Source organism: Halomonas sp., assembly GCF_029263665.1.
In the GTDB taxonomy this organism is placed as follows: domain Bacteria; phylum Pseudomonadota; class Gammaproteobacteria; order Pseudomonadales; family Halomonadaceae; genus Halomonas.
This window is the reverse complement of record NZ_JAJUFQ010000005.1, coordinates 213171-233952: the sequence shown is the minus strand read 5'-3', so window position 1 is coordinate 233952 and position 20782 is coordinate 213171. Positions and strand designations below refer to the sequence as shown.

The 20782-nt window shown below is 58.3% G+C and carries 19 protein-coding genes; 8 read left to right on the top strand and 11 right to left on the bottom strand.

Annotated elements, in window-relative coordinates:
* The first annotated feature begins 122 nt into the window (after positions 1-122).
* Complete coding sequence (locus Q1K07_RS07405; RefSeq protein WP_300309467.1) at positions 123-863, top strand: SDR family oxidoreductase; 741 nt, start codon at positions 123-125, stop codon at positions 861-863.
* Positions 864-949: 86 nt separating this feature from the next.
* Here Q1K07_RS07405 and Q1K07_RS07400 read toward each other — a convergent pair whose 3' ends face one another.
* On the bottom strand, positions 950-2566 hold the full coding sequence (locus Q1K07_RS07400) for an acyl-CoA dehydrogenase family protein (RefSeq protein ID WP_300309466.1): 1617 nt from the start codon (positions 2564-2566) through the stop codon (positions 950-952).
* Between the two features lie 221 nt (positions 2567-2787).
* Between Q1K07_RS07400 and Q1K07_RS07395 the strand changes: the two genes are divergently transcribed.
* From Q1K07_RS07395 to Q1K07_RS07370, 6 genes are all read left to right on the top strand, one after another.
* Positions 2788-4464 (top strand): GMC family oxidoreductase N-terminal domain-containing protein, encoded by a 1677-nt coding sequence (locus Q1K07_RS07395; RefSeq protein WP_300309465.1) that lies wholly within the window; start codon positions 2788-2790, stop codon positions 4462-4464.
* Positions 4449-6077 (top strand): long-chain fatty acid--CoA ligase, encoded by a 1629-nt coding sequence (locus tag Q1K07_RS07390; RefSeq protein ID WP_300309464.1) that lies wholly within the window; start codon positions 4449-4451, stop codon positions 6075-6077. The genes Q1K07_RS07395 and Q1K07_RS07390 overlap by 16 nt, the downstream gene beginning before the upstream one ends.
* Positions 6074-7810: an aldehyde dehydrogenase family protein gene (locus Q1K07_RS07385; protein ID WP_300309463.1), complete on the top strand. Its 1737-nt coding sequence runs from the start codon at positions 6074-6076 to the stop codon at positions 7808-7810. Before Q1K07_RS07390 ends, Q1K07_RS07385 begins: the two co-directional genes overlap by 4 nt.
* A gap of 171 nt (positions 7811-7981) precedes the next feature.
* Positions 7982-8617, top strand: a complete 636-nt coding sequence (locus Q1K07_RS07380; protein WP_300309462.1) for a TetR/AcrR family transcriptional regulator — start codon at positions 7982-7984, stop codon at positions 8615-8617.
* Between the two features lie 104 nt (positions 8618-8721).
* A complete protein-coding gene (locus tag Q1K07_RS07375) occupies positions 8722-9150 on the top strand; it encodes a SufE family protein (protein WP_300309461.1) in 429 nt (142 codons plus the stop codon).
* Between the two features lie 60 nt (positions 9151-9210).
* On the top strand, positions 9211-9780 hold the full coding sequence (locus tag Q1K07_RS07370; RefSeq protein ID WP_300309460.1) for a GNAT family N-acetyltransferase: 570 nt from the start codon (positions 9211-9213) through the stop codon (positions 9778-9780).
* Position 9781: 1 nt separating this feature from the next.
* On the opposite strand, the gene yidD is transcribed toward Q1K07_RS07370, so the two are convergent.
* The 10 genes from yidD to Q1K07_RS07320 form a co-directional block, all read right to left on the bottom strand.
* Positions 9782-10171 carry a membrane protein insertion efficiency factor YidD gene (yidD, locus tag Q1K07_RS07365; protein WP_300309459.1) on the bottom strand — a complete coding sequence of 130 codons (390 nt, stop codon included), beginning with the start codon at positions 10169-10171 and terminating at the stop codon, positions 9782-9784.
* Positions 10172-10219: 48 nt separating this feature from the next.
* Entirely contained in the window at positions 10220-10663 is a 444-nt protein-coding gene (hisI, locus tag Q1K07_RS07360) for a phosphoribosyl-AMP cyclohydrolase (protein WP_300309458.1), read from the bottom strand.
* Between the two features lie 53 nt (positions 10664-10716).
* A complete protein-coding gene (locus tag Q1K07_RS07355) occupies positions 10717-11163 on the bottom strand; it encodes a transcriptional repressor (RefSeq protein ID WP_300309457.1) in 447 nt (148 codons plus the stop codon).
* A gap of 63 nt (positions 11164-11226) precedes the next feature.
* The gene (locus tag Q1K07_RS07350) at positions 11227-12213 is read right to left on the bottom strand and encodes an alpha-L-glutamate ligase-like protein (RefSeq protein ID WP_300309456.1); all 987 of its coding nucleotides are present in this window, start codon (positions 12211-12213) and stop codon (positions 11227-11229) included.
* A gap of 25 nt (positions 12214-12238) precedes the next feature.
* Positions 12239-13753, bottom strand: coding sequence for an inactive transglutaminase family protein (locus Q1K07_RS07345; protein WP_300309455.1), 1515 nt, complete (start codon positions 13751-13753; stop codon positions 12239-12241).
* A 61-nt stretch (positions 13754-13814) separates the two neighbouring features.
* Positions 13815-14669 (bottom strand): ATP-dependent zinc protease, encoded by an 855-nt coding sequence (locus Q1K07_RS07340; protein ID WP_300309454.1) that lies wholly within the window; start codon positions 14667-14669, stop codon positions 13815-13817.
* Between the two features lie 173 nt (positions 14670-14842).
* On the bottom strand, positions 14843-16261 hold the full coding sequence (locus Q1K07_RS07335; protein ID WP_300309453.1) for an ATP-binding cassette domain-containing protein: 1419 nt from the start codon (positions 16259-16261) through the stop codon (positions 14843-14845).
* Complete coding sequence (locus Q1K07_RS07330; protein ID WP_300309452.1) at positions 16258-17121, bottom strand: ABC transporter permease; 864 nt, start codon at positions 17119-17121, stop codon at positions 16258-16260. The genes Q1K07_RS07335 and Q1K07_RS07330 overlap by 4 nt, the downstream gene beginning before the upstream one ends.
* The gene (locus tag Q1K07_RS07325; RefSeq protein ID WP_300309451.1) at positions 17118-18068 is read right to left on the bottom strand and encodes an ABC transporter permease; all 951 of its coding nucleotides are present in this window, start codon (positions 18066-18068) and stop codon (positions 17118-17120) included. Before Q1K07_RS07325 ends, Q1K07_RS07330 begins: the two co-directional genes overlap by 4 nt.
* On the bottom strand, positions 18065-19585 hold the full coding sequence (locus Q1K07_RS07320) for an ABC transporter substrate-binding protein (protein WP_300309450.1): 1521 nt from the start codon (positions 19583-19585) through the stop codon (positions 18065-18067). Before Q1K07_RS07320 ends, Q1K07_RS07325 begins: the two co-directional genes overlap by 4 nt.
* A gap of 304 nt (positions 19586-19889) precedes the next feature.
* On the opposite strand from Q1K07_RS07320, the gene Q1K07_RS07315 reads away from it, so the two are divergent.
* Positions 19890-20777: a sugar phosphate isomerase/epimerase gene (locus Q1K07_RS07315; RefSeq protein ID WP_300309449.1), complete on the top strand. Its 888-nt coding sequence runs from the start codon at positions 19890-19892 to the stop codon at positions 20775-20777.
* Positions 20778-20782: the final 5 nt, after the last annotated feature.

Genomic DNA, 20782 nt, shown 5'->3' with positions numbered 1-20782 from the left:
TATATACCGATTGATACAAAATTACCTTGACAGTGTAGCCGACGTCCAGTCAGTGTTAATTATGTATTGATCAATACATAAATCATCTGGCGGGATTTACTGGCTGGAACAGGAGCACAATCATGAGCGATCTGAACGGAAAAGTGGCATTGGTGACGGGTGGCAGCCGCGGTATCGGGGCTGAGATTGCCAAACGCCTGGCGGCAGATGGCGCAGCGGTGGCCATCACATATGCCAGTCGAGAGGACGATGCGCTCCGGGTAGTATCGGACATCGAAGCCTCAGGCGGTAATGCCATTGCCATTCAAGCGGACGGCCGTCATCAGCAAGCGATTGAAAGAGCGGTGGAACGCGTTGTCGAGAGCTACTCAGGCCTGGATATTCTGGTCAACAACGCTGGTGTATTTGTCGTCGGGGATCTCATGGAATTCAGTCTCGATGAGCTGGAGGATTCCCTGGCGATCAATTTGCGGGCCCCTTTCATCACCATGCAGGTGGCGGGCAAGCATCTACGCGAAGGCGGACGCATCATCAATATCGGCAGTAATCTGGCGTCGCGCGTACCATGGCCGGGCATCAGCCTGTATGCCATGACCAAATCGGGCCTGGTGGGGTTGACCAAGGGAGCGGCAAGAGACTTCGGATCCAGGGGGATCACCGTCAATGTGGTCCATCCTGGCTCGACCGACACGGACATGAATCCTGCCGGTGGTGAGCATTCCGACATGCAGCGCGGAGCAATGGCCATTCCCCGCTACAACGAGGCAAGTGATGTTGCCGGGCTCGTGCGCTGGCTGGCAGGGCCGGAAGGGCGTTCGGTAACGGGGGCGGAATTGACCATTGATGGTGGATCGAACGCATGATCACGCGAGGTTGATCCAAGCACAAGGCTGAAAGTGGCGAGGGTGCAGCAAGACATGCTGCATCCTTCTTGCCCCATATCCTGTTTTTAGATTCGGTCCAGCAGTTGCGGCGATATTTCGCCACCGAGTGCTCCAATCACGTGGCCACGTTCGTTGGCAATGCGAGTAGTGATGAAGGCATCGGCAACGGCTGAAACACCTGCCTGTATCAGTACTGATGCGGTGAGCAGCAATGCAGTGCGTTCTGCAAACCAGCGGGCCTCGCTTTCCCCGGGTAGCCCCGGCCAGCGCTCGAGGTGGGCGCGCAGTGCTGCATCGTAGCGACGGTCATTACCCTGGGCGGCCAGCAGTTCCTGGCGGAGCACTTCCGCAGCCAGCGGCTCCTTGGCCAGAGTGCGCAGGATGTCCAGGCAGATGACGTTGCCGGAACCCTCCCAGATCCCGTTCAGCGGTGCCTCGCGGTAATAGAGGGGCATGCCGGTCTCCTCGACATAGCCCATGCCTCCGAGCATTTCCAGGGCTTCATAAGTGACAATCGGGCAGCGCTTGTTGCCAAGGAACTTGGCCAGTGCCACACCGATGCGGGTAAAGGCGCGATCCTCGTCGCGAGTGCCGTCGAAGGAGCGTGCCACACGCAGGCCCAGGGCGAGAGCGCCCTCGACATCCAGAGCCAGATCGCCCAGCACAGAGCGCATCAACGGTTGGTCCACCAGGTCACGCTTGAAGGCGCTGCGATGCGAGACCCAGTGATGTGCGGCGCTCAGCGCACCGCGCATCAGGCCGGCAGGGGCAAGTGCGGTATCCAGACGGGTGTGGTGCACCATCTCGATAATGGTTCGTATGCCTGCGCCTTCGTCACCCAGCCGCCAGGCCAGAGCGCCATGATATTCAATCTCCGATGAGGCGTTGGAGCGGTTGCCCAGCTTGTCCTTGAGGCGCTGGATATGGATGGCATTGCGTTCGCCTTCGAGCCAGCGAGGCACCAGAAAGCAGGTCAGCCCACCGGGAGCCTGGGCGAGGGTCAGGAAGCCATCCGACATGGGGGCGGAGCAGAACCACTTATGACCGAACAGGCGATAGGCGTCACCTTCCGCCTCGGCGCGGGTGGTGTTGCTGCGCAGGTCCGAGCCACCCTGTTTTTCGGTCATTGCCATGCCCAGGGTGGCGGAGGTTTTCTGCTCGATAGGACGGAGGGATGGATCGTAATGGTTGGCTGTCAGGCGGGGCCGCCAGATCTCGGACAGAGCGGGATTAGCAGCCAGAGCCGGAACGGCAGCATAGGTCATGGTCAGAGGGCAGCAGTGGCCCGGCTCGGTCTGGCTGGCGAGATAAACCATGGCGGCGTGGGTGACATGGCCTCCGGGATTGCCTTGCCATGCAACGCTGGCGTAGCCGGCGGCCTGAGAGGTTTCCATCATTCGATGCCAGGCTGGGTGATAGTGCACTTCATCCAGGCGTCTCCCACCTTGGTCAAATAGGACCAGCTCTGGTGAATGGCGATTGGCCTCCATCCCCGCTTCGCGCATTTCGCGTCCCCCCATTTGCCGAGCATAGTCGGTGATGGAGGAAGGTTGTCCACCTTCACGTTCCACTGCTTCGCGCAGGGCAATGTCGGTCGACCAGAGGTCAACGTCGCCGCGCACCGGCGGCTGGTTGACTACCTCATGGGTGGTGAGGGTTGAGCGTGGTATTGAGTCCGTCATGGGGCCTCCCCTGTGCTGATGCATTGGTGTCGATATTGTCGTTATTGATGCTTGTGTTCATTGCACTGGTCATGTCTGGAAGCGTTGCACAAATGCCTGTGAATTCCACTTGGACTAAAGTTTGTACATATTTATTGGTCAAGTGTACGAATTTTTTCTAGAGTTCAGTATGGCTCAGACAGACATGCCAGAAAAACAACAAGCACAACCTAGAGGTGATCATGGATTACGACTACATCATCGTCGGTGGAGGCTCCGCCGGCGCTACGCTCGCCAATCGGCTCAGTGCGGACCCGGACAATCGGGTATGCCTGCTTGAAGCGGGAAAGAATGGCTCCAGCCTGCTGGTAAGAGCGCCTGTAGGGGTGGTGGCGATGATGCCGGGCTGGGGCAAGCTCAACAATTGGGCCTTCAAGACGGTGCCGCAGCCAGGCATGAACGGCCGTCGTGGCTACCAGCCACGCGGTCGCTGCCTCGGTGGCTCTTCGGCAATCAACGCGATGCTGTATGTCCGTGGCCACCGTGCTGACTATGACGATTGGGCCGAGCTAGGCAACGAAGGCTGGGATTGGGAGTCGGTGCTGCCATATTTTTGCAAGGCTGAAAACAACATGCGCGGCGCCAGTCATGCCCATGGCGGGGATGGTCCGCTCCAGGTCAGTGATCAAGAACAGCCGCGTCCGATTACCCGGGCTTTCATTGATGCGGCTGCATCATTGCATATCCCCGAGACCCATGACTTCAATGCTGGTGACAATGAGGGGGTCGGATACTTTCAGGTGACCCAGTTCCACCAAGGAAAGCACAAGGGCGAACGTTGCTCGACAGCACATGGTTATCTGCACCCCATCATTGGGAAGCGCCCCAATCTGACGGTGATCACCCAGGCGCATGCCACACGGATACTGTTCGATGGCAAGCGTGCCACTGGCATCTGCTATACAAAGAATGGCACTGAACAGCACGCTAAGGCCCGTCGTGAGGTCATCCTGGCAGGCGGTGCCTTTGGTTCTCCACAACTGTTGCAGTTGTCAGGTGTCGGGCGGCCGGAAGATATCCAGCCGCATGGTATCGAGATGGTCCACGAACTGCCGGGGGTAGGACAGAACCTGCAGGATCATTTCGATTATGTCCAGGCCTACAAGACGAAGAACACCGATCTGTTTGGTATCTGCACAGGAGGAGGCTTGCGCCTGTTGAGCCAGGTACCGCGATGGCGCAAGCATGGTAATGGCATGATTGCCTCGCCCATTGGTGAGGCTGGCGCTTTCCTCAAGACGGATCCGGCTCTCGATCGACCGGATATTCAGCTGCACTTCGTGGCCGCCATTGTCGATGATCATGCACGCAAACTGCACTGGGGCTACGGCTATTCCGTGCATGTCTGCCAACTGCGTCCTTGGTCGCGAGGTTCCGTGTTCCTGACATCCAGCGACCCTCACGCTGCACCGGGCATTGATCCCAATTTTCTCAGTGATCCCCGTGATCTGGAGGTCATGATCAAGGGTGCGAAGCTCACACGCCAGATCATGCATGCTTCGCCGCTGGTCGAGTACAAGCACAAGGAATTGTTCGGTATTCACGACAACATGAGCGATGCCGAGTGGGAGGCCAATATCCGTGCGCGCGGTGACACGATCTATCACCCGATCGGCACCTGTCGCATGGGACACGATGATCTGGCGGTCGTCGATACCGAACTGAGGGTGAAGGGCCTGGAAGGGCTCAGGGTCGTGGATGCCTCTGTCATGCCCAAGCTGGTCAGCGGCAATACCAATGCACCCACCATCATGATCGCTGAAAAGGCGGCAGACATGATTCTCGGCAGGGCATGTGTCGACGGGATCGCGTCTCAGCAGGCAGCAGAGCAGGAGGGCCTGGCATGCGTGGACAAATGATGTATCAAGCGCTGACGACGGGTTCTCTGATTGATCATGCCGCGCGTTATCACGCCGGTACAGAAATCGTTTCTGTTGCCACCAAAGGGGGCGTCGAACGCACCTGCTGGGCAGACGTTTCGGCCAATGCCCGTCGCCTGGCATCTGCGCTTGATCAGCTTGGCGTCTCGGTTGGAGCGCGTTGCGGCACCATTGCCTGGAACAACCGCCGTCACCTCGAAATCTATTTTGGTGTCGGTGCAGGTGGGCGTGTCACCCATACCATCAATCCACGATTGTCGCCTGAACATCTTATCTACATCATCAATGATGCTGCCGATGAAGTGCTGTTCTTCGACCACACCTTTTTGCCGTTTATCCCCCAGCTTCAGCCGCACCTGAAAACAGTGAAACACTTTGTGTTGATGAGCCCCCGCGATGAGGAAGCGCTGAACACTCTGGGTTCTCTGCAGTTCTTCGATGAACTGGTTGCCTGTGGCAATGCGCAATACGCTTGGCCCGAGCTCGATGAAACCACACCAGCGGCACTGTGCTACACCTCAGGTACCACTGGTAAGCCCAAAGGCGTGCTCAATTCTCACCGTTCACTGGTCTTGCATGCTCTGGGAGGCAACCAGCCTGATGGCACCTGTATCTCGGCCCGCGACTCGCTGTTGCCTGTGGTGCCAATGTTTCACGTCAATGCCTGGGGCATTCCCTTCATTGCTGCCATTGCCGGTGCACGCCTGGTGTTACCCGGGCCAAACCTGGACGGCGACAGCCTGCTCAAGCTATTGACAGAAGAAAAGGTCAATGTGGCCTTTGGTGTTCCGACCATCTGGATGGGGCTGTTGGCGGCATTGAAGCGCTCCGACGCCCAACTGCCGAATCTGGAACGGTCCTTTGTCGGTGGCACGGCATTGCCGCCTTCGATGATCAACACCTTCCGGGATGATTATGGGGTCGAGTTGATCCATGCCTGGGGCATGACCGAGACCACTCCCATCGGCACCATCAACATGCCTCTGCACAAGCATGGCGAGCTTCCCCTGGAACAGCAGCGTGAAATACGTCATGCCCAAGGTCGTCCGATCTTCGGCGTCGAACTCAGGGTGGTGGATGCTGAAGGCAACACGCTAGCCAATGATGGCGAGAGTCAGGGCAACCTCCAGGTACGGGGGCACTGGGTCGTTGAACGCTACTACGGCAAGGAGGAGAGCACCCTGACTGAGGATGGCTGGTTCGATACCGGGGACATCGCCACGCTTGATGAGAATGGCTATCTGGTCATTCGTGATCGTGCCAAGGACATCATCAAGTCGGGCGGAGAATGGATCTCCACTGTAGACCTGGAGAATATCGCTATTTCACACCCGGGTGTTGCCAATGCAGCAGCCATCGCTGCCTGGCACCCCAGATGGGATGAGCGGCCGATACTGGTCTGCGTGCGTGCAGAAGGGTCCTGCGTCGAGGAGTCGGAGCTGCTGGCCAATTACGAGGGCAAGGTGGCGAAGTGGCAGGTTCCCGACCGGGCAATCTTCGTCGATGCGCTGCCCATGAGTGCCACCGGCAAGGTGTTGAAGAACCGACTGCGGGATGAATATGGTCAAATATTGGCGGAGGGCAGGGAATGACAACGGCAGAGCAGGATATGGTGACAACGACTTCCCTGTACCCCCAGCATGAGGCAGCATTGGCGTCGTTGTTCAGCGCTAGACATCAATGGGCACGAACGTCGGTGGAGGAGCGGCTGGCTATCCTCCAACAGATCAAGGATGCCTTGTTGGAAGTGGCTGCAGAATGGGCCATGGCGGCGTCGAAGGCCAAAGGCCTGATGCCAGGCGATCCTCTGGCCGGTGAGGAGTGGCTGGCTGGTCCTGGCGCGATGATGGCGGGCTGCAACGGGTTGATAAACACCCTGGAGCTGATGGAAAGAAAGGCCTTTCTTGCACGGATTCCGCGTCGCCGCGCACCAGGCGGCCGTGTGTCACTGCGTGTGACGCCTGCCAATCTCTGGGATCAACTATTGTTATCTGGCGTATCAGCAGATGTGTGGATGCAGCCAGGCATTACCGAGGCCAATCTCGCCGAGCATGCCGCGCTAGCCTATGACGAGCCCGAGGATAAGCGGGAAGGCAAGGTGGCGCTGATTCTCGGTGCCGGTAATGTAGCTTCCATCGCACCGTTGGATGTGTTCTACAAGCTGTTTGTCGAAAACCAGGTCTGCCTGCTCAAACTGAATCCGGTTAACGATTATCTGTTGCCATTCCTTGAAAAGGCGCTAGCAGCGCTGATCGATCGCAATGCATTGCATATCGTCAAGGGCGATGGTGCTGTAGGCGCCTGGCTGACCGATCATCCGTATGTTGAAGAGATGCATATCACTGGCTCTCAGGCGACTCATGATGCCATCGTCTGGGGCACTGGCGAGGAAGCGAGGCGTAACCGCGAGGCTGGCACGCCACGCAATCGCAAGCGATTCACCTCGGAGTTGGGTGCTGTGTGTCCGACCATCGTAGTGCCCGGTCCATGGAGCAAGGCGGATATTGCCTTCCAGGCCGAACAACTGGCGACACAGAAGCTGCAGAACTCGGGGTTCAATTGTGTCGCCTGCCAGGTGCTGATCATGCCGCGTGGCTGGGAGCATGGTGCCAAATTGCTGGAGCAGATGAAGTCGGTCATGGCGAGTTCAACGCGCCCGGCCTATTATCCGGGCGCCGAGGATCGGTTGGCGGCATTTCGCGAAAAGGCCGGTGATCCTGTCGAAGTCAGGCGAGGAGAAACGTTGCCGGTGATCATGGCCAAAACCAACGATGCCGATTATTTTCGGGAAGCTGAGGTATTCGGGCCGGCCATGTCAGTCACAGAGCTTGATGCTTCGGGCGCTGAAAGTTATCTGCGCTCGGCAATCGATTATGCCAACGAGAAATTACACGGCACTCTGGGCGCCAACATCGTCATCCATCCGGACACTCGCCGCGCAATCGGCAAGCGGCGTTTCGAGGCGCTCATCGCTGACCTGCGCTACGGCACTATCGCCATCAATACCTGGTCGGGTATTGGCTTTCTGCTGGCGCCATGTCCCTGGGGTGCCTTCCCGGGTCATACCCTGGAGGATGTGCAGAGTGGTATTGGCACTGTGCATAATTGCCTCATGCTGGAGAAAACGGAACGTACCATCGTCGAGGCGCCGTTTCGGCCATTCCCGCGCACCCTGCTGAGTGGTCGACCAACCTTGCTGCCTCGGCCAGTATGGTTCATCACCAACCGACGTCAGGATCGAGTAGCGCAGCTGTTGGTTGATTTCTACCATTCTCCGAGCTGGTGGAAGCTGCCTCGACTTTTCTTTCACTCGTTGCTGGGCTAGTTCCACAGCCGAGAGTGAGAACAGTAGAGAATAGTGCCCTTGCCGTTCTGGGCCAGCCTCTGCAGTCGGCTTGAACAGAACGGTCAGGGCAGCATTTCAGGGCAAAGCTTGCCTGCCCCACACATGCATTGATCTCCGTCGGGAGATACAGATACCAGAGTAGACGAGCAGATGAATCAACGACTTTCAGATCCGGATCTGCCACATTCAGCAACCAAACTCGAGGAACGTGCGCAGCGCAAGGCGGCCAAGCGAGAGTCGAAGAAGGCCGAGATTGCTGTCAGCACCTTGGATGCTTTGAAACGCCTGGGGTATGCCAATACCACCATGCGTGACATTGCCGAGCACTCCGGTATGTCGCTGGGCAGCCTGACCTATTACTTTACCGACAAGGTGGAGCTGATCACCTATTGCGTACGTCTCTACAAGGCTGAGTTCATCGGTCGTATCGAGAGTGCCGTAAGTGGCTATACCGCGCCCAACAGGATTCTCGATAGCCTGGCTGCGGAGCTGGCGAGGTCGATCACCGATGATCTATCCACCCACCGGCTGTGGTATGACATTCGTAGCCAGGCGATGTTTGATCCAACGTTCCGACCTGTGGTAGCGGAGATCGAGGACAAGCTTAATCGGACGCTCGGTGTGGCCCTGCGCGCTGCTTCTTCCCAAGGGGGACTGGCTCCTTCGCTGGGCTATGCCATGATCGACGGAGTCTTCCGTCAACTGATGCAGAATACGGCGGAGGAGCCGCTCGACCAAGCCGAGCTGACTGCCCGCTTCCGGCAGGCACTTGAACGGCTTGTGTAGAGACTGTCGTGCAAGTCTCGCATAAAAGTCCAGCGAGAGATTGTTGAGCCTGGGACGAGGGTGCCTCTGGGAGGTATAATCGAGGCAACGATTCCGGAGGCACCATGACCAGCATTACCACCGCAGAACAAGCTCAGCAGGAACTGCTCGAAGAGTTCGAACTGTTCGACAACTGGATGGACCGCTATCAGTACATCATTGATATGGGCAAGGCGTTGCCGGCCTTTCCCGACGACTGGAAACTGGATGAATTGAAAATTCAGGGTTGCCAGTCGAATGTCTGGATGCGTCACGAACGTCGTGGTGATGCGTTGCACTTCGATGCCATTTCTGATGCTGCCATCGTATCTGGTCTCATCGCGGTATTGATGCGTATCTACAATGACCGCATGCCGTCAGATATTGTCGGCACCAGCCCCCACTTCCTCAAGGATCTGGGACTGGACAAGCATCTCTCGCCGACACGCAGCAATGGCCTCAACAGCATGCTGGAGCGCATCTATCAGGTCGCCCACCAGGAAGCAGCGGCATAAGATGACCCGGATATAGATAAGACTGAGCATGCGAGGTCAACTCGAGCAGGAGGAATGGACGTGGTAGGTGGTGTTGGCACAGATTCTGGTCATCAGCCTCTTCTGGTGCGTGATGCCAATGACTCTGACATGGCTGCGGTGCAGAGCATTTATGCGCACCATGTCCTGCACGGGCTGGCCACTTTCGAGGAAGTCCCTCCTGCTGTCGATGAGTTGATGGCAAGGCGCCAGGTTATTCTCGATGCAGGGTTGCCATTCCTGGTGGCAGAGCACCGTGGCGACATCGTCGGCTATGCCTATGCGGCAAGCTATCGGCCGCGTGCAGCCTACCGGTTCAGTGTCGAGAATTCTGTGTATGTTGCCGAAGGTTGTGGTGGCAATGGCGTCGGTAGTGCTCTGTTGGAAGCGTTGATCAAACGCTGCGAAAAGGGGCCGTGGCGGCAGATGTTGGCAGTGATCGGCAACAGTGAGAACGCAGCATCCATTGCGTTGCACCAGCGAATGGGGTTCGCGATGGCCGGAACATTCCATGCTGTTGGCTTCAAACATGGCCGATGGGTGGATACCGTCTTGATGCAGCGGGCTCTGGGTGAGGGGGCAGGGACACGTCCCGGTGCTTCTTCTTCCTAGGTTATTTATCCCCGGTTCTGTCGGATTGCTGTTGAGGTTCAGGAGCGACCGAGGGAGCAATGGGACGAAACTGTGCATCGAGCTCCGGGTCTTCCCGACACATGGCTTCGCTCGGTCCGCCAGGGACTGGGTCGATGCCACTGCCTCCGCCGGGGCGGCAGCGCATGATGCGCGTGAAGGTCAGCCAGCCCCCCTTGAGTGGTCCATGAACCTGAATGGCCTCCTTGCCGTAATGGGAACAGCTTGGCCAGTAACGGCAGCGGGGTCCGAGAATGGGGCTGATCAATAGCTGATAGGCTTTGATCAACACCACGGCAGGCAGGGCGAGACAGCGCCACAGCAGGGAGGCCTGAGCGCCGAAAGCGGCATCTGTTCTCTTCTCGCTGCACATGGTGTTTGCCTCGCTAGGCCAGCAAGCCTTGATAGGCTGAGTTGCCAGTCAGCCCTTGGAAGAATAGAGCGTATCAGGATCAATCAGTGGTGAGCTGGTGACTCGAGCCTGATTCCCCTCCAGGCCGACATAGAAGCAGCTCTTGCGTCCAGTGTGGCAAGCCGGGCCTGTTTGATCGACCTGCAGCAACAGTGTATCACCATCACAGTCCAGGGCGGCGCTCTTCAAATGCTGCTGCTGTCCTGAGGATTCCCCTTTTCGCCACAGCTTCTGGCGCGAGCGTGAAAAGTAGCAGACACGGCCAGTATTCAGGGTTTCTTCCAGTGCCTCGCGATTCATCCAGGCCATCATCAGCACTTCTCCGCTGTCATGCTGCTGGGCAATGGCGGGTATCAGGCCATCATCATTGAAGCGGACGGCATCCAGAACTTCATTGATGGGGAGGCGAGTGTCGGGGGCGGCGCGTTCAAGACGCTTGAAGGTGTCACTCATGACTCGGGTCCAGTAAAAGGGGCTTTTATGTCGCTGACGCTGATGGCTCTTTTCTATCGCTGAGGGCTCTGACGACAATCCTGGCACAAACCAAGCAGCTCAATGGTCTGGCGCTGGACCTGGAAGCCTAGCTCATGGGCCCGGGATGCCAGTTGGTCGTTGATCTCGTCGAGGTGCAGTTCTTCGACTCTGCCGCAGTCGCGGCAGATCAGCAGTTGAAAGCGATGTGTATGCTCTGGACAGTGGCAGGCGACATAGGCATTGAGTGACTCGATGCGATGCACGAGTCCCTGATCAATCAGAAACTCCAGGGCGCGGTACACCGTGGGAGGACGAGCTGCGGCATGTTCGGTGGCAAGCCGATCCAGCAGGTCGTAGGCCTTCAGGCCCCCGCTGGTCTCTGCGATCAGTTCGAGCACGCGGCGCCGAATCGGAGTGAAACGGACACCACGGCGTGCACAATGCTGTTCAGCCTGGTGGAGCAATGCAGTATCGGTCATGTTGTCCAGGTATCGATTCTCGGATCATCAGTCTACGCTGCTGCCGCGGTGCGGGCCAGCAGGCTAGACAGCGGCAGGAACTTCCTTTTCTACCTGTAGCTCACCCTGGCGGGCGAAATGCTGCTGGGAGAAGGCCACCCGTTCAGCGACGGGAACACCTTCCGGCTGACGCTCGATCAGGTCCAGCCGGCTGCGCAGCCCTTCACCATTGGCCATCTGGATGGCCAGGCCCGGGCGTGCATTGAGCTCCAGCAGCATGGGGCCGTGATCTCGATCGAGGACCATGTCGGTTCCCAGGTAGCCGAGTCCCGTCATTTCATAGCACCCCGAGGCCAGCTCCAGCAGTTTGGTCCAGCCGTTGATGTGCAAGCTGGAAAGCTCGTGTCCGGTATCCGGGTGATCCGTACGCGAACGATCGAACTGCACTCCACGTACGGCACGTCCGCTGGCGATATCGATGCCAACCCCGACGGCGCCTTGGTGGAGGTTGGCCTTGCCGTCCGAAGCTGCAGTGGACAGGCGCATCATGGCCATTACCGGATAGCCCTTGAAGACGATGACGCGAATGTCCGGCACGCCTTCATAGGTGTATTCGGCGAAACTGGTATCGAAGTTGATCAGCGCTTCGACAAGGGCAACGTCCGGGGAGCCGCCGAGGGAGTACAATCCGGACAGGATGTTGGAGACATGACGTTCCACATCTTCGATATCCAGTTCGGCCCCGCTGGGCTTGAGGAAGTGCTTGCCCACGACCTTCTCGATCACCAGGATGCCCTTGCCGCCGCTGCCCTTGGCGGGCTTGATCACAAAGCCATTGTGGCCGGCAAGCATCTCGGCAATATGCTGGACACCAAACTGAGTGGTGACAGTGCCAATCAGTCCCGGGGTGGTGATGCCGTACTCTTGAGCCAGCAACTTGGTCTTGAGCTTGTCATCGACAAGAGGATACAGCCTGCGGTCGTTGTAGCGACCGATGTAGCGGATGTTCCTCCGGTTCATGCCAATGATGCCCTTGGCCTTCAGCTTGCCTGGGCTGGTCCAGTTACGCATGGCCTGGTCCTCCGTGAGACATGACTTAGTCCTCCGTGACCGGCTTGAAGCGGCGCAGCTCCAGCAGGCGGTAACCGGTGTAGTTGCCAAGCAGCAGGATCATTGCCATCAGGATCAACTGAACCCCGAGGAAATTGAAGGTGATATGGCGGATCCAGGGATTGTTCATCGCCAGGTAGGCCAGAACAGCAGTGATCAGGCTGCCGCCTCCTTGCTTGATGACTTCCTTGGGACCTTCTTCCTCCCACAGGATAGACATCCGCTCGATGGTCCAGGACAGGATGATCATCGGGAAGAAGGTGATGGTCAGGCCGGCGTTGAGGCCCATGCGGTAGGACACTACCGTGAAGATGGAGATGATGGCGATGACGGTTATGATCACCGCCGTGACTCGCGCCACCAGGAGTAGGTTGAGATGAGAAAGGTAACTTCGGATTACCAGGCCGGTAGCGACCACCAGCAGGAAACCGACCAGGCCTGTCAGCAGTGAGGTCTGGATGAAGGCCAGGGCAATCAGTACGGGCATGAAGGTACCCGAGGTCTTGAGACCGACCAGTACGCGCAGAATCACCACCACCAGAGCGCCGATGGGGATCAGCAGAATGGTCTGGAACAATGCCTGTTCTTCCAGCGGCAGGCTATGAATGGAGAAGTTCAGCAGAGTGTCATTGTCTTCGGCCAGCTGGCTGCGTACAGCGGCGGCGGCCGGCTGGTTGCGAGACAGCATAGAGAAGGAAATACGAGAATTGCTGCCGCCTTCGACTTCAAGCACGGCCTGACCGGCATTTTCCCACATCAACAGGTTGTCGGGACGTCCCTGGACGCCAGTGGCCGGGTCGAACAGCATCTGCCGGCCATCATCATAGATCTGCAGCCATGAGGTCAGGCTCTGGCGACGGCGGCCATCTTCCAGCATCAGGCCGCTGACTTCCTGGGCAGGCACGCCAGCCTGGTTGAGCAAACGTACCAGCAAGGGGACACGGTCAAACTGAGTGAGCAACAGGCGAGCATTCTCTCCCTGGCGCTCGTCGGTGAATTCGGAGATCAACTCGCGAGTGAAGGTGGAGGCATCCGAGGAGTGGGACCAGGCTTCGGAGATGACCTGTTCAGCAGCGGTGTCATAGGGGCGTTCCCAAGCCACTTCCTGAAGCTTCGTGACCGCAGGTGCTTCTGACGCCTTGCGCAGGTCGTCAGTGACCAGGACCTGGGCGCTGTAGTACAGACGCTGATCGCCGGTGGCCTCACGCGTAGACCATTCGGCACGACGGGCGCCCGCTTCCTGCAGGAAGGACAGTCCATAACCGGGCGAAGCAGTGTGTTCAGTCAGAACACGAAAACCAGGTTGCGATGAGGGCAATGCCATATCCACCTTGGCAGGACCGCCATTACCATCAAAAATTACCTGGGCCTCGATTTCCCATACCTGGCGCTGTTCACCTGGTGTCCAGGGAACTTCGAATTGCACATGCCGATGAATGCTCATGGCAATGCCCGCCACCATCAACAGGGCGACGATCAGATAAAAGGGGAGTCTGGACATGATTCTTCCTTGCTAGGGACGTAATGCCGGGATGGGAGGCCCGGCATACTGGCATTGGGTCTCAGAGAGATTCCTGATCGTCTTGCTTGGCGTCGGTAGCTTCTTCATCGGCAGAGTCACTGGCAGGCTCGCCGCCAGGGAACTCGGGGCGAGCATGGAGATAGTGCTCCGCTACATCGATGATAGCGATATCCATCAGGAACCGGCGGCCCAACAATACTGGGTAATTGAGCTCGGTACGGTCGGCAAGCGTAAATTCCACCTGTTCCCGAATAGGGCCCAGGGTCATCAAAAGGCTGACAACAGGGCGGCTCTGCGAGCCATTGGCCTGTGTCACCTTGACCTCGCGTTCGATCGGGGCTTCGATCCACTTGTCCCGAACACTATCAATGGCGACATCGTCATCAGTGAGGCCAAGCTTGAAGCGTACCCAGGAATCACCATCGCGCTCAAAGGTGCGGATATCCTGGGCACTCAGAGAAGAGGTGTTGGCTCCGGAATCGATACGGGCCTTGAGGTATGTGCCGATACTGGGCAGGCCGATCCATTCGTTGCGACCGACCAGCTCCTTGTCACTGACTCCGTCGACATTGACATGGCGACACTCACTGGCTGCCGGTGCGGGAGTGGATGCACTAGCGGCATTGGCCAGTTCAGTCCGCAGGCTACGCAGCTGGCCATTGATGGCACGGACGTCGGAGTTGAGCACCTGATCGCGTACAGCACCTTCGCTCAGCATGCTCTGAGTCAGGCTGCACTGGCTGGCCAGCTGGGCCTCTAGCCGGGCGAGGCCCGCATCGAATTGGGCAGGAGTAACAGGAGCTGGAGGAGGCGTGCGATCGACCGGCGTCAGGGCACAGCCGCCTAACAGCAGTGCGCCCACCAGGGGAAAGACAGAAATCGGTCGAAATGGCATGACGCTAGCGTCCTTGTATCGGCAATACATGAAAATGATGGTGAAAAATCGACTCGTCACGCCGCCCATCTTGGGCGGCGTTCAATTCGATAAATGAAGCGATGATAAGGAGCGGTGCCGGTCATGTCCACGGTCTGCCGTCGATAGTCGAGGCATTCTTGTGTGGGAAAACGTCAATGATGCAGTGCTATCTGTCGGTCGCAACTGTGCTGAACCAGCGCTTCGTCGTGGCTCACCAGAAGTAGCGCGCAGTGTCTTTCCCGAGCCAGTTCCACCAGTAAGGCGATGGTTTCCTGCTGGGTAATGGGGTCAAGTCGAGAGGTTGGCTCGTCGGCAAACAGGAAGACGGGATCCAGCAACAAGGCACGCAGGATGGCAAAACGCTGTAGTTCTCCACCAGAAATGGCATCGGGACGGCGTCCCAGCAAGTCCGGGTGTAGTTCCAGGCGTTTGAGCAATGAAGGGATGCGCCTGTGCTCGATACGGTGCAGGCGACACAGGTCTGCCAGCAACGTACCCATTGTCCAATAGGGAGAGAAGGCGGCAGGCGGGTCCTGGTACAGCTTCTGGAAGCGCCTGGGGGAATAGTCATTGCTCCTGCAGACCTTCCCCCGGTCAGGTTTGACCAGGCCCAGCAGCATGTCTCCCAGGGTGCTCTTGCCACAGCCACTGGGACCGGTGATGCCAACGATCTCACCGGGTGACAGGCTCAAGGAAAGATCCTGGAACAGCAGCTTTCCTCCCCGAGTCTTGGTGACGGATTGTGCCTCGATGATGGGTGAAGGGAGGGGGCGCTGGGTATGTTGCACCGCTGGCCAGGACTGCGGGTCTGCTGCCAGCAGGCGTTGGCCGTAGTCGCTGGCTGGATTGTCGAGTATGTCGTGGGCTGGGCCATGCTCCATGCATTTTCCCGATTTGACGATCATGATGTCGCCGCCTAGCTGGCTCAATTGCCGGGCCACCGCAATGTCATGGGTGATGGTGAGCAGGACACCCTGCTCCCGTGCGGCCTGAGCCAGGAGTCGAACGACATCATCACGACGTGCATTATCCAGTCCCTTGGTAGGCTCGTCGGCGATGACGATGGTGGCTGCTCCGGTTCGAGCGGCAGCGAAAGCCGCTCTCTGGGCCATTCCACCTGAAAGCTCGCTGGGCAGGTATCCTTCCACCTGCTTGAGATCCAGTTGTTCCAGATCGACCAAGGCCGTTTCTTCGGCTTGCTGCGCTGATAGCCCCGCGACCAGGCGATAGCCTTCACTGATCTGCTGGTCGATGGCCATTGTCGGATCCAGGGCATGCCAGGGCTCCTGGGGCAGCATGGCCATGCGTCGTCCCCACCAGCGTTGCCGCTGTCGAGGTGGCAGTTGCAGAAGGTCGACGCCATCGACGAAGACTTGGCCAGAAGCCTGCAATTCACGCGGCAGGTTGCCCATGAGGGCCTGGGCCAGAAGGCTTTTGCCTGAGCCTGTTTCCCCCAGCAGAGTCAAAGGCTGACCTGCTTTCAGAGAGAAGGAAATCGGGTGCACCAGAATATCTGGCGTGGGGCTTCGCGTGGTGACGCTCAGTTCACGGACGTCCATGACGATGCTCATTTCGGCTCACTCCCAGCCAGAAGTTGAAAGCTCAAGACCAGTAGAAACAGGACAATAACGGGCTGGGCCAGTGCCCATGGCGCTTCCTGGTAGTAGGGGAACAGCTCCGTCATCATCAAGCCCAGCTCTGCGGTGGGCGGCTTCAGGCCGATGCTGACGAAGCCAAGCGAGGAAACTGCAAGGATGGCAGTCGCTGCCCCGAAGGCGGCCAGGGTCATGACCTGCGGCGCCAGTTCGGGCCACAGGTGGCGACGAATGATGTACCAACGGCCGAAACCGAGGAGGCGTGATGCCTGGACCTGAGGAGATGCGGCCAGGGTCTGGGTGGCGGCACGCACTACACGGAAGTACTCGACCCACAGTACCAGTGCGATACCGACATAGAGTGTCCAGAAATTGCCAGGTGCAATGGCTGCCAGCATGAGCACCAGCAACAGGCCGGGCAAGGCGAGGATACAATCGGCAAGGGTGCTCAACAGGCGATCGCACCAACCGCCTCGCCAGCCCGCCACGATACCGAACAGGATTCCTGGTATCGCTGCACTGGCGACACTCAGCAGGGCAAGACCCATTGACAGGCGCACGGCATCGGCCAGGCGGGCGAGCAGGCTGCGCCCCAGATGGTCGGTGCCCAGCCAATGCTCGCTACCCGGTGGCAGCAAGGTCGCCATCAAGTCCTGACGATAGGGTTCGGCAGTGGACAGATGGGGTGTCAGCCAGGCAAAGGCAGCCAGCAAGAGCAGCATGACGAGCCCGATCAGACGGCCAAAGGGTACTGACAGGCCACGCAGCAGACCCAGGCGTGTCAGTGTGGGCAAGCCGCGGGAGTGGCGTTCAGTAGAGGATGATGATGCCATCATGCCAGGCGTCTCCTTGGGTCGATGATCATGCAGGCAATATCCACCAGGGTATTGAGTGCGACAAACGCGAGGCCCATGACCAGCGCGGTACCTTGGATCATGGGAATGTCACGGGCGACGACGGCATGAACCAAGGCATGTCCAATCCCAGGCCAGGCAAACAATGATTCGATGACCACCACGCCTTCGATCAGATAGATGAGTTGCACGCCGAGGTAGGCCACCACCGGCACGCCAACATTGCGTAGACCGTGACGCTGCAGGGTCTGCCAGCCATTCAGGCCCTTGGTGCGTGAAAATGAGTAGTACGGTGATGCCGCCACGCGAGCCATGGCATGCCGTGTGACGCGTGTCGAAACGGCAGCCAGGCCTAAGGCGAGTGCCATGGCCGGTAGCCAAAGGTGATTTCCACTGCCATGGCCGGCCGCAGGAAACCAGCCAAGGCTGACCGAGAACAGCATGATCAACAGCAGACCGATCACGAAAGGCGGCAGGGAACGCAATGCTACTGCGCCCAGCAGGCTTAGCCGGTCGATGATGCCTCTTGGCTTGAGGCCAGCAATGATGCCAAGCGGGAAGGCGAACAACAGGGCAATCAGCACGGCCATGAGTGCCAGGTCGAGAGAGTGTCCCAATTGGTGGGCCAGTTCATCGGCGACACTTTCACCGCTGACCAGCGAGCGCCCCAGGTTGAAGGACAGCAGTTCGCCCAGCCAGTGCAGATAGGCGCTCCAGGGGGAAGTGTCGAGGGCCATTTCCGCCCGCACTGCGGCAGCGGCTTCCGCGTTGACCTGTTCATAGCCATAACGCCCGGCAGCGATGCGCCAAGCCATGTCGCCGGGAAGAGAGCGGGTCAGCAGAAAGGTGAGGGTGCCGACGATCCAGGCCACCAGGCCTGCCTGGACGAGGCGCTGCGACAGCAGCGATGACAACTGACGTACCATCATTTTCTCCAGCTCAATTCGCTGAGGCGATAACTTTGATCGAACGGGTCGATGACAAAGCCGGAAAGACGCTCGTTGACCGCGGCGGTCTGCACGTACCAGGCCACAGGAATGACCGGCATCTCCTGATGAAGAATCCCGGCTGCCTGTGCGGCCAGTTGTGTGCGTGACGACGTGCCGTCTGTTTGTTGAAGAGAAGCGAGAATGCTGGAGAGTTCATCACTGGACCAATGCATGGCACCCCAGTCGCCACCCTGGGGTCCATAGTCCTGCATGATGGTCGGCAGAGGGTCCGGAACCAGGCCAAAGTTACGTGCCAACAGCCCCATGTCCAGCGAACCGTCGTGATGGCCGGCAGGAATATCGCTGGAATTGCCGACGCTGACATTGACATCAATGCCCAACTGGCGGAACTGGTCCTGAAGCGCAGTGGCGATGACGGGAAGCTCCGGGCGGTCGGCGAAGGTCGTCAGGGTGGCACTGAAGCGCTGGCCATCCTTTACCAGGATGCCATCATCGCCACGTTGCCAGCCCTGCTTGGCCAATATGGCCTCGGCCGCTTCCAGATCCTGTTCAGGCACTGCCAGGTCGTCGAGGTGCCAACCAGGAACTCCTGGCGGTAACAACTGGCTGGCGGCAGCATCTTCGACGCGCATGACACCACGGGCGATACCCTGACGATTGATGACCTGGCTGATGGCATGCCGAGCTTCCGCGTTGTCAAAGCCGGCTTTGCTGGCATTCAGCTTGATTACCACGGTGCGCGGAATCGGTACAGCTTCCAACCTCACACCGGATGTTGCCTTGAGGCGTGCCTGGCTGGCGGCATCCAGGGTAAAGGCGATGTCGGCATCACCACTCTGTGCCATCAGCGCCCGGGTTTCACCTCGGGGGGCTGCAAGATAGCTGGCTTTGGTAATACTGGGCTGAGCCCCCCAGTAATGCGGGAAACTTTCCGTTTCCAGGCGCTGAGGCAGCGCCAGATTGGTAGCACGATAGGGGCCGGTGGCAATCAGTGCTGTCACCTTGCCATGCTCGTCATAAGCGCTGGGCGCCAGGATTTGACTGGAGTAGTGCGTCAGAAGGGCAGGTAGCGAGGCATAAGGTGATTCAAGGGTAAATGTCAGGGTATGGCCTTCACCGCTGATGTCCTTGATCCTTGCGACTGACAAGGCGCCAGGGTTGGCCAGAGTGCGTTCGAGTGATGCAACCACCGCCTCGGTTGTCATGTCACTGTCGTCATGGAAACGCACGCCATCCCGCAGGGTGAAGTGCCAGACCTTGCCGCCGTCCTCACTCTTCCAGTCAGTTGCCAGCCCTGGAACCAGGTTGCCCTCGATATCACTCTTGACCAGGGTCTCGGCAACCTGCATGCGGCCATAGACATATCCCGACTGGACCGGGTCCAGACTGTTGATTTCCCAGGGTGCAACGATATCCAGGCGATCATCCTCAGCGGCTGCCGAGCCTATGCAAAGTGATCCTGCCAGTAACAGGGCCAGGGAGTGGTGCCAGTGCATCTCGAGATGTCCTTGTGCTGTAGGTGAGTCCAAAAGGCATGAAACTTTATAACATAACAAAATCGACGAAAAGGACTTCCTTGACTCCACTACCTGCGACTGTCCGAAAATTTCTCACTACTATCGTCGATGCGACCAATGTCTTAGTGTTTGGGGATACCTCAAACCGTGCGGAATGAGCTACTAATGATAAGCTGATGTAACCGGTTACATCTGCCGGCCATTCAAGACTGCCGCCCTGGAACGGCTGCATGCATGTAGCCTGATACGTAATCAGCTCAAAACAACAAGGAGTCGTTGCGCCATGACTGTCACGTCAAAGAATCTTGTCCATCGCCATTTGCTCAAGGGAGTGCTGCTGTCTGGCATGAGCGTGCTATGTGCCTCGCCTGCAGGGGCTCAGGATAGCGGGCAAGAAGAAGCCGCATTGCCCATTGCCGTGCAGATGTACACATTGCGGCATCTGGGCTCCCTGGATGAGCAGTTTGCCGCCGTTGAGCAAGCCGGTGTCGAAGCCGTAGAGCTGGTGGGTGACCAGGATGTCAGCGCCGAGGAAATGACCACGTTGCTCGACAAGCATGGCCTTGAGGTCATCTCCAGCCATGTGCAGTTGGACAAGCTGCGCAGCGACCTGGATGAGGTGGTCGCTTTCCACAAGGCCATTGGCAACGACACCATCGTCATTCCATATCTAGAAGAAGAGGCTCGGCCCACCGACAAGGCTGGCTGGCAGGCATTGGGCGAAGAAATAGGGGAACTCGCCGATGACCTGGCTCAGCAGGATCTGCATTTGGCCTATCACAATCACGATTTCGAAATGCAGTCCTATGACGGAGAAACTGCGCTGGAAATACTGCTGGATGCAGCAGGCCCTGAAGTGATGGCAGAGGTCGATGTGGCCTGGGTTGCTCGTGCAGGTCTGGATCCAGCAGATTACCTGGCCAATTTCGAGGACCGTCTGTTCGCCATTCACGCCAAGGACAATGCGCCTGAAGGCACGGCTGAGGATGAAAAGGGCTTTGCCGCCCTGGATCAAGGTGTTCTCGATTGGGCAGCGATTCTGCCTGCTGCCGAGGCTGAAGGTAATCCCTGGTACATCATCGAACACGATCAGCCAGCAGACGCACAGGCTGTCATCGAGCAGGGAGCCAGCTTCCTTAAATCCACCCTGGTGGATGTGGTCAAGCGCTAAGGAAT

What these genes read in the sequence shown, in the direction of transcription:
- hisI (WP_300309458.1), bottom strand. Translation starts at nt 10,663, where the DNA reads ATGAGTGACACCTTCAAGCGTCTTGAACGCGCCGCCCCCGACACTCGC.
- Q1K07_RS07380 (WP_300309462.1), top strand. Translation starts at nt 7,982, where the DNA reads ATGAATCAACGACTTTCAGATCCGGATCTGCCACATTCAGCAACCAAA.
- Q1K07_RS07330 (WP_300309452.1), bottom strand. Translation starts at nt 17,121, where the DNA reads ATGATGGCATCATCATCCTCTACTGAACGCCACTCCCGCGGCTTGCCC.
- Q1K07_RS07350 (WP_300309456.1), bottom strand. Translation starts at nt 12,213, where the DNA reads ATGCGTAACTGGACCAGCCCAGGCAAGCTGAAGGCCAAGGGCATCATT.
- Q1K07_RS07375 (WP_300309461.1), top strand. Translation starts at nt 8,722, where the DNA reads ATGACCAGCATTACCACCGCAGAACAAGCTCAGCAGGAACTGCTCGAA.
- Q1K07_RS07400 (WP_300309466.1), bottom strand. Translation starts at nt 2,566, where the DNA reads ATGACGGACTCAATACCACGCTCAACCCTCACCACCCATGAGGTAGTC.
- Q1K07_RS07355 (WP_300309457.1), bottom strand. Translation starts at nt 11,163, where the DNA reads ATGACCGATACTGCATTGCTCCACCAGGCTGAACAGCATTGTGCACGC.
- yidD (WP_300309459.1), bottom strand. Translation starts at nt 10,171, where the DNA reads ATGTGCAGCGAGAAGAGAACAGATGCCGCTTTCGGCGCTCAGGCCTCC.
- Q1K07_RS07320 (WP_300309450.1), bottom strand. Translation starts at nt 19,585, where the DNA reads ATGCACTGGCACCACTCCCTGGCCCTGTTACTGGCAGGATCACTTTGC.
- Q1K07_RS07395 (WP_300309465.1), top strand. Translation starts at nt 2,788, where the DNA reads ATGGATTACGACTACATCATCGTCGGTGGAGGCTCCGCCGGCGCTACG.
- Q1K07_RS07385 (WP_300309463.1), top strand. Translation starts at nt 6,074, where the DNA reads ATGACAACGGCAGAGCAGGATATGGTGACAACGACTTCCCTGTACCCC.
- Q1K07_RS07315 (WP_300309449.1), top strand. Translation starts at nt 19,890, where the DNA reads ATGACTGTCACGTCAAAGAATCTTGTCCATCGCCATTTGCTCAAGGGA.
- Q1K07_RS07340 (WP_300309454.1), bottom strand. Translation starts at nt 14,669, where the DNA reads ATGCCATTTCGACCGATTTCTGTCTTTCCCCTGGTGGGCGCACTGCTG.
- Q1K07_RS07390 (WP_300309464.1), top strand. Translation starts at nt 4,449, where the DNA reads ATGCGTGGACAAATGATGTATCAAGCGCTGACGACGGGTTCTCTGATT.
- Q1K07_RS07345 (WP_300309455.1), bottom strand. Translation starts at nt 13,753, where the DNA reads ATGTCCAGACTCCCCTTTTATCTGATCGTCGCCCTGTTGATGGTGGCG.
- Q1K07_RS07325 (WP_300309451.1), bottom strand. Translation starts at nt 18,068, where the DNA reads ATGATGGTACGTCAGTTGTCATCGCTGCTGTCGCAGCGCCTCGTCCAG.
- Q1K07_RS07335 (WP_300309453.1), bottom strand. Translation starts at nt 16,261, where the DNA reads ATGAGCATCGTCATGGACGTCCGTGAACTGAGCGTCACCACGCGAAGC.
- Q1K07_RS07405 (WP_300309467.1), top strand. Translation starts at nt 123, where the DNA reads ATGAGCGATCTGAACGGAAAAGTGGCATTGGTGACGGGTGGCAGCCGC.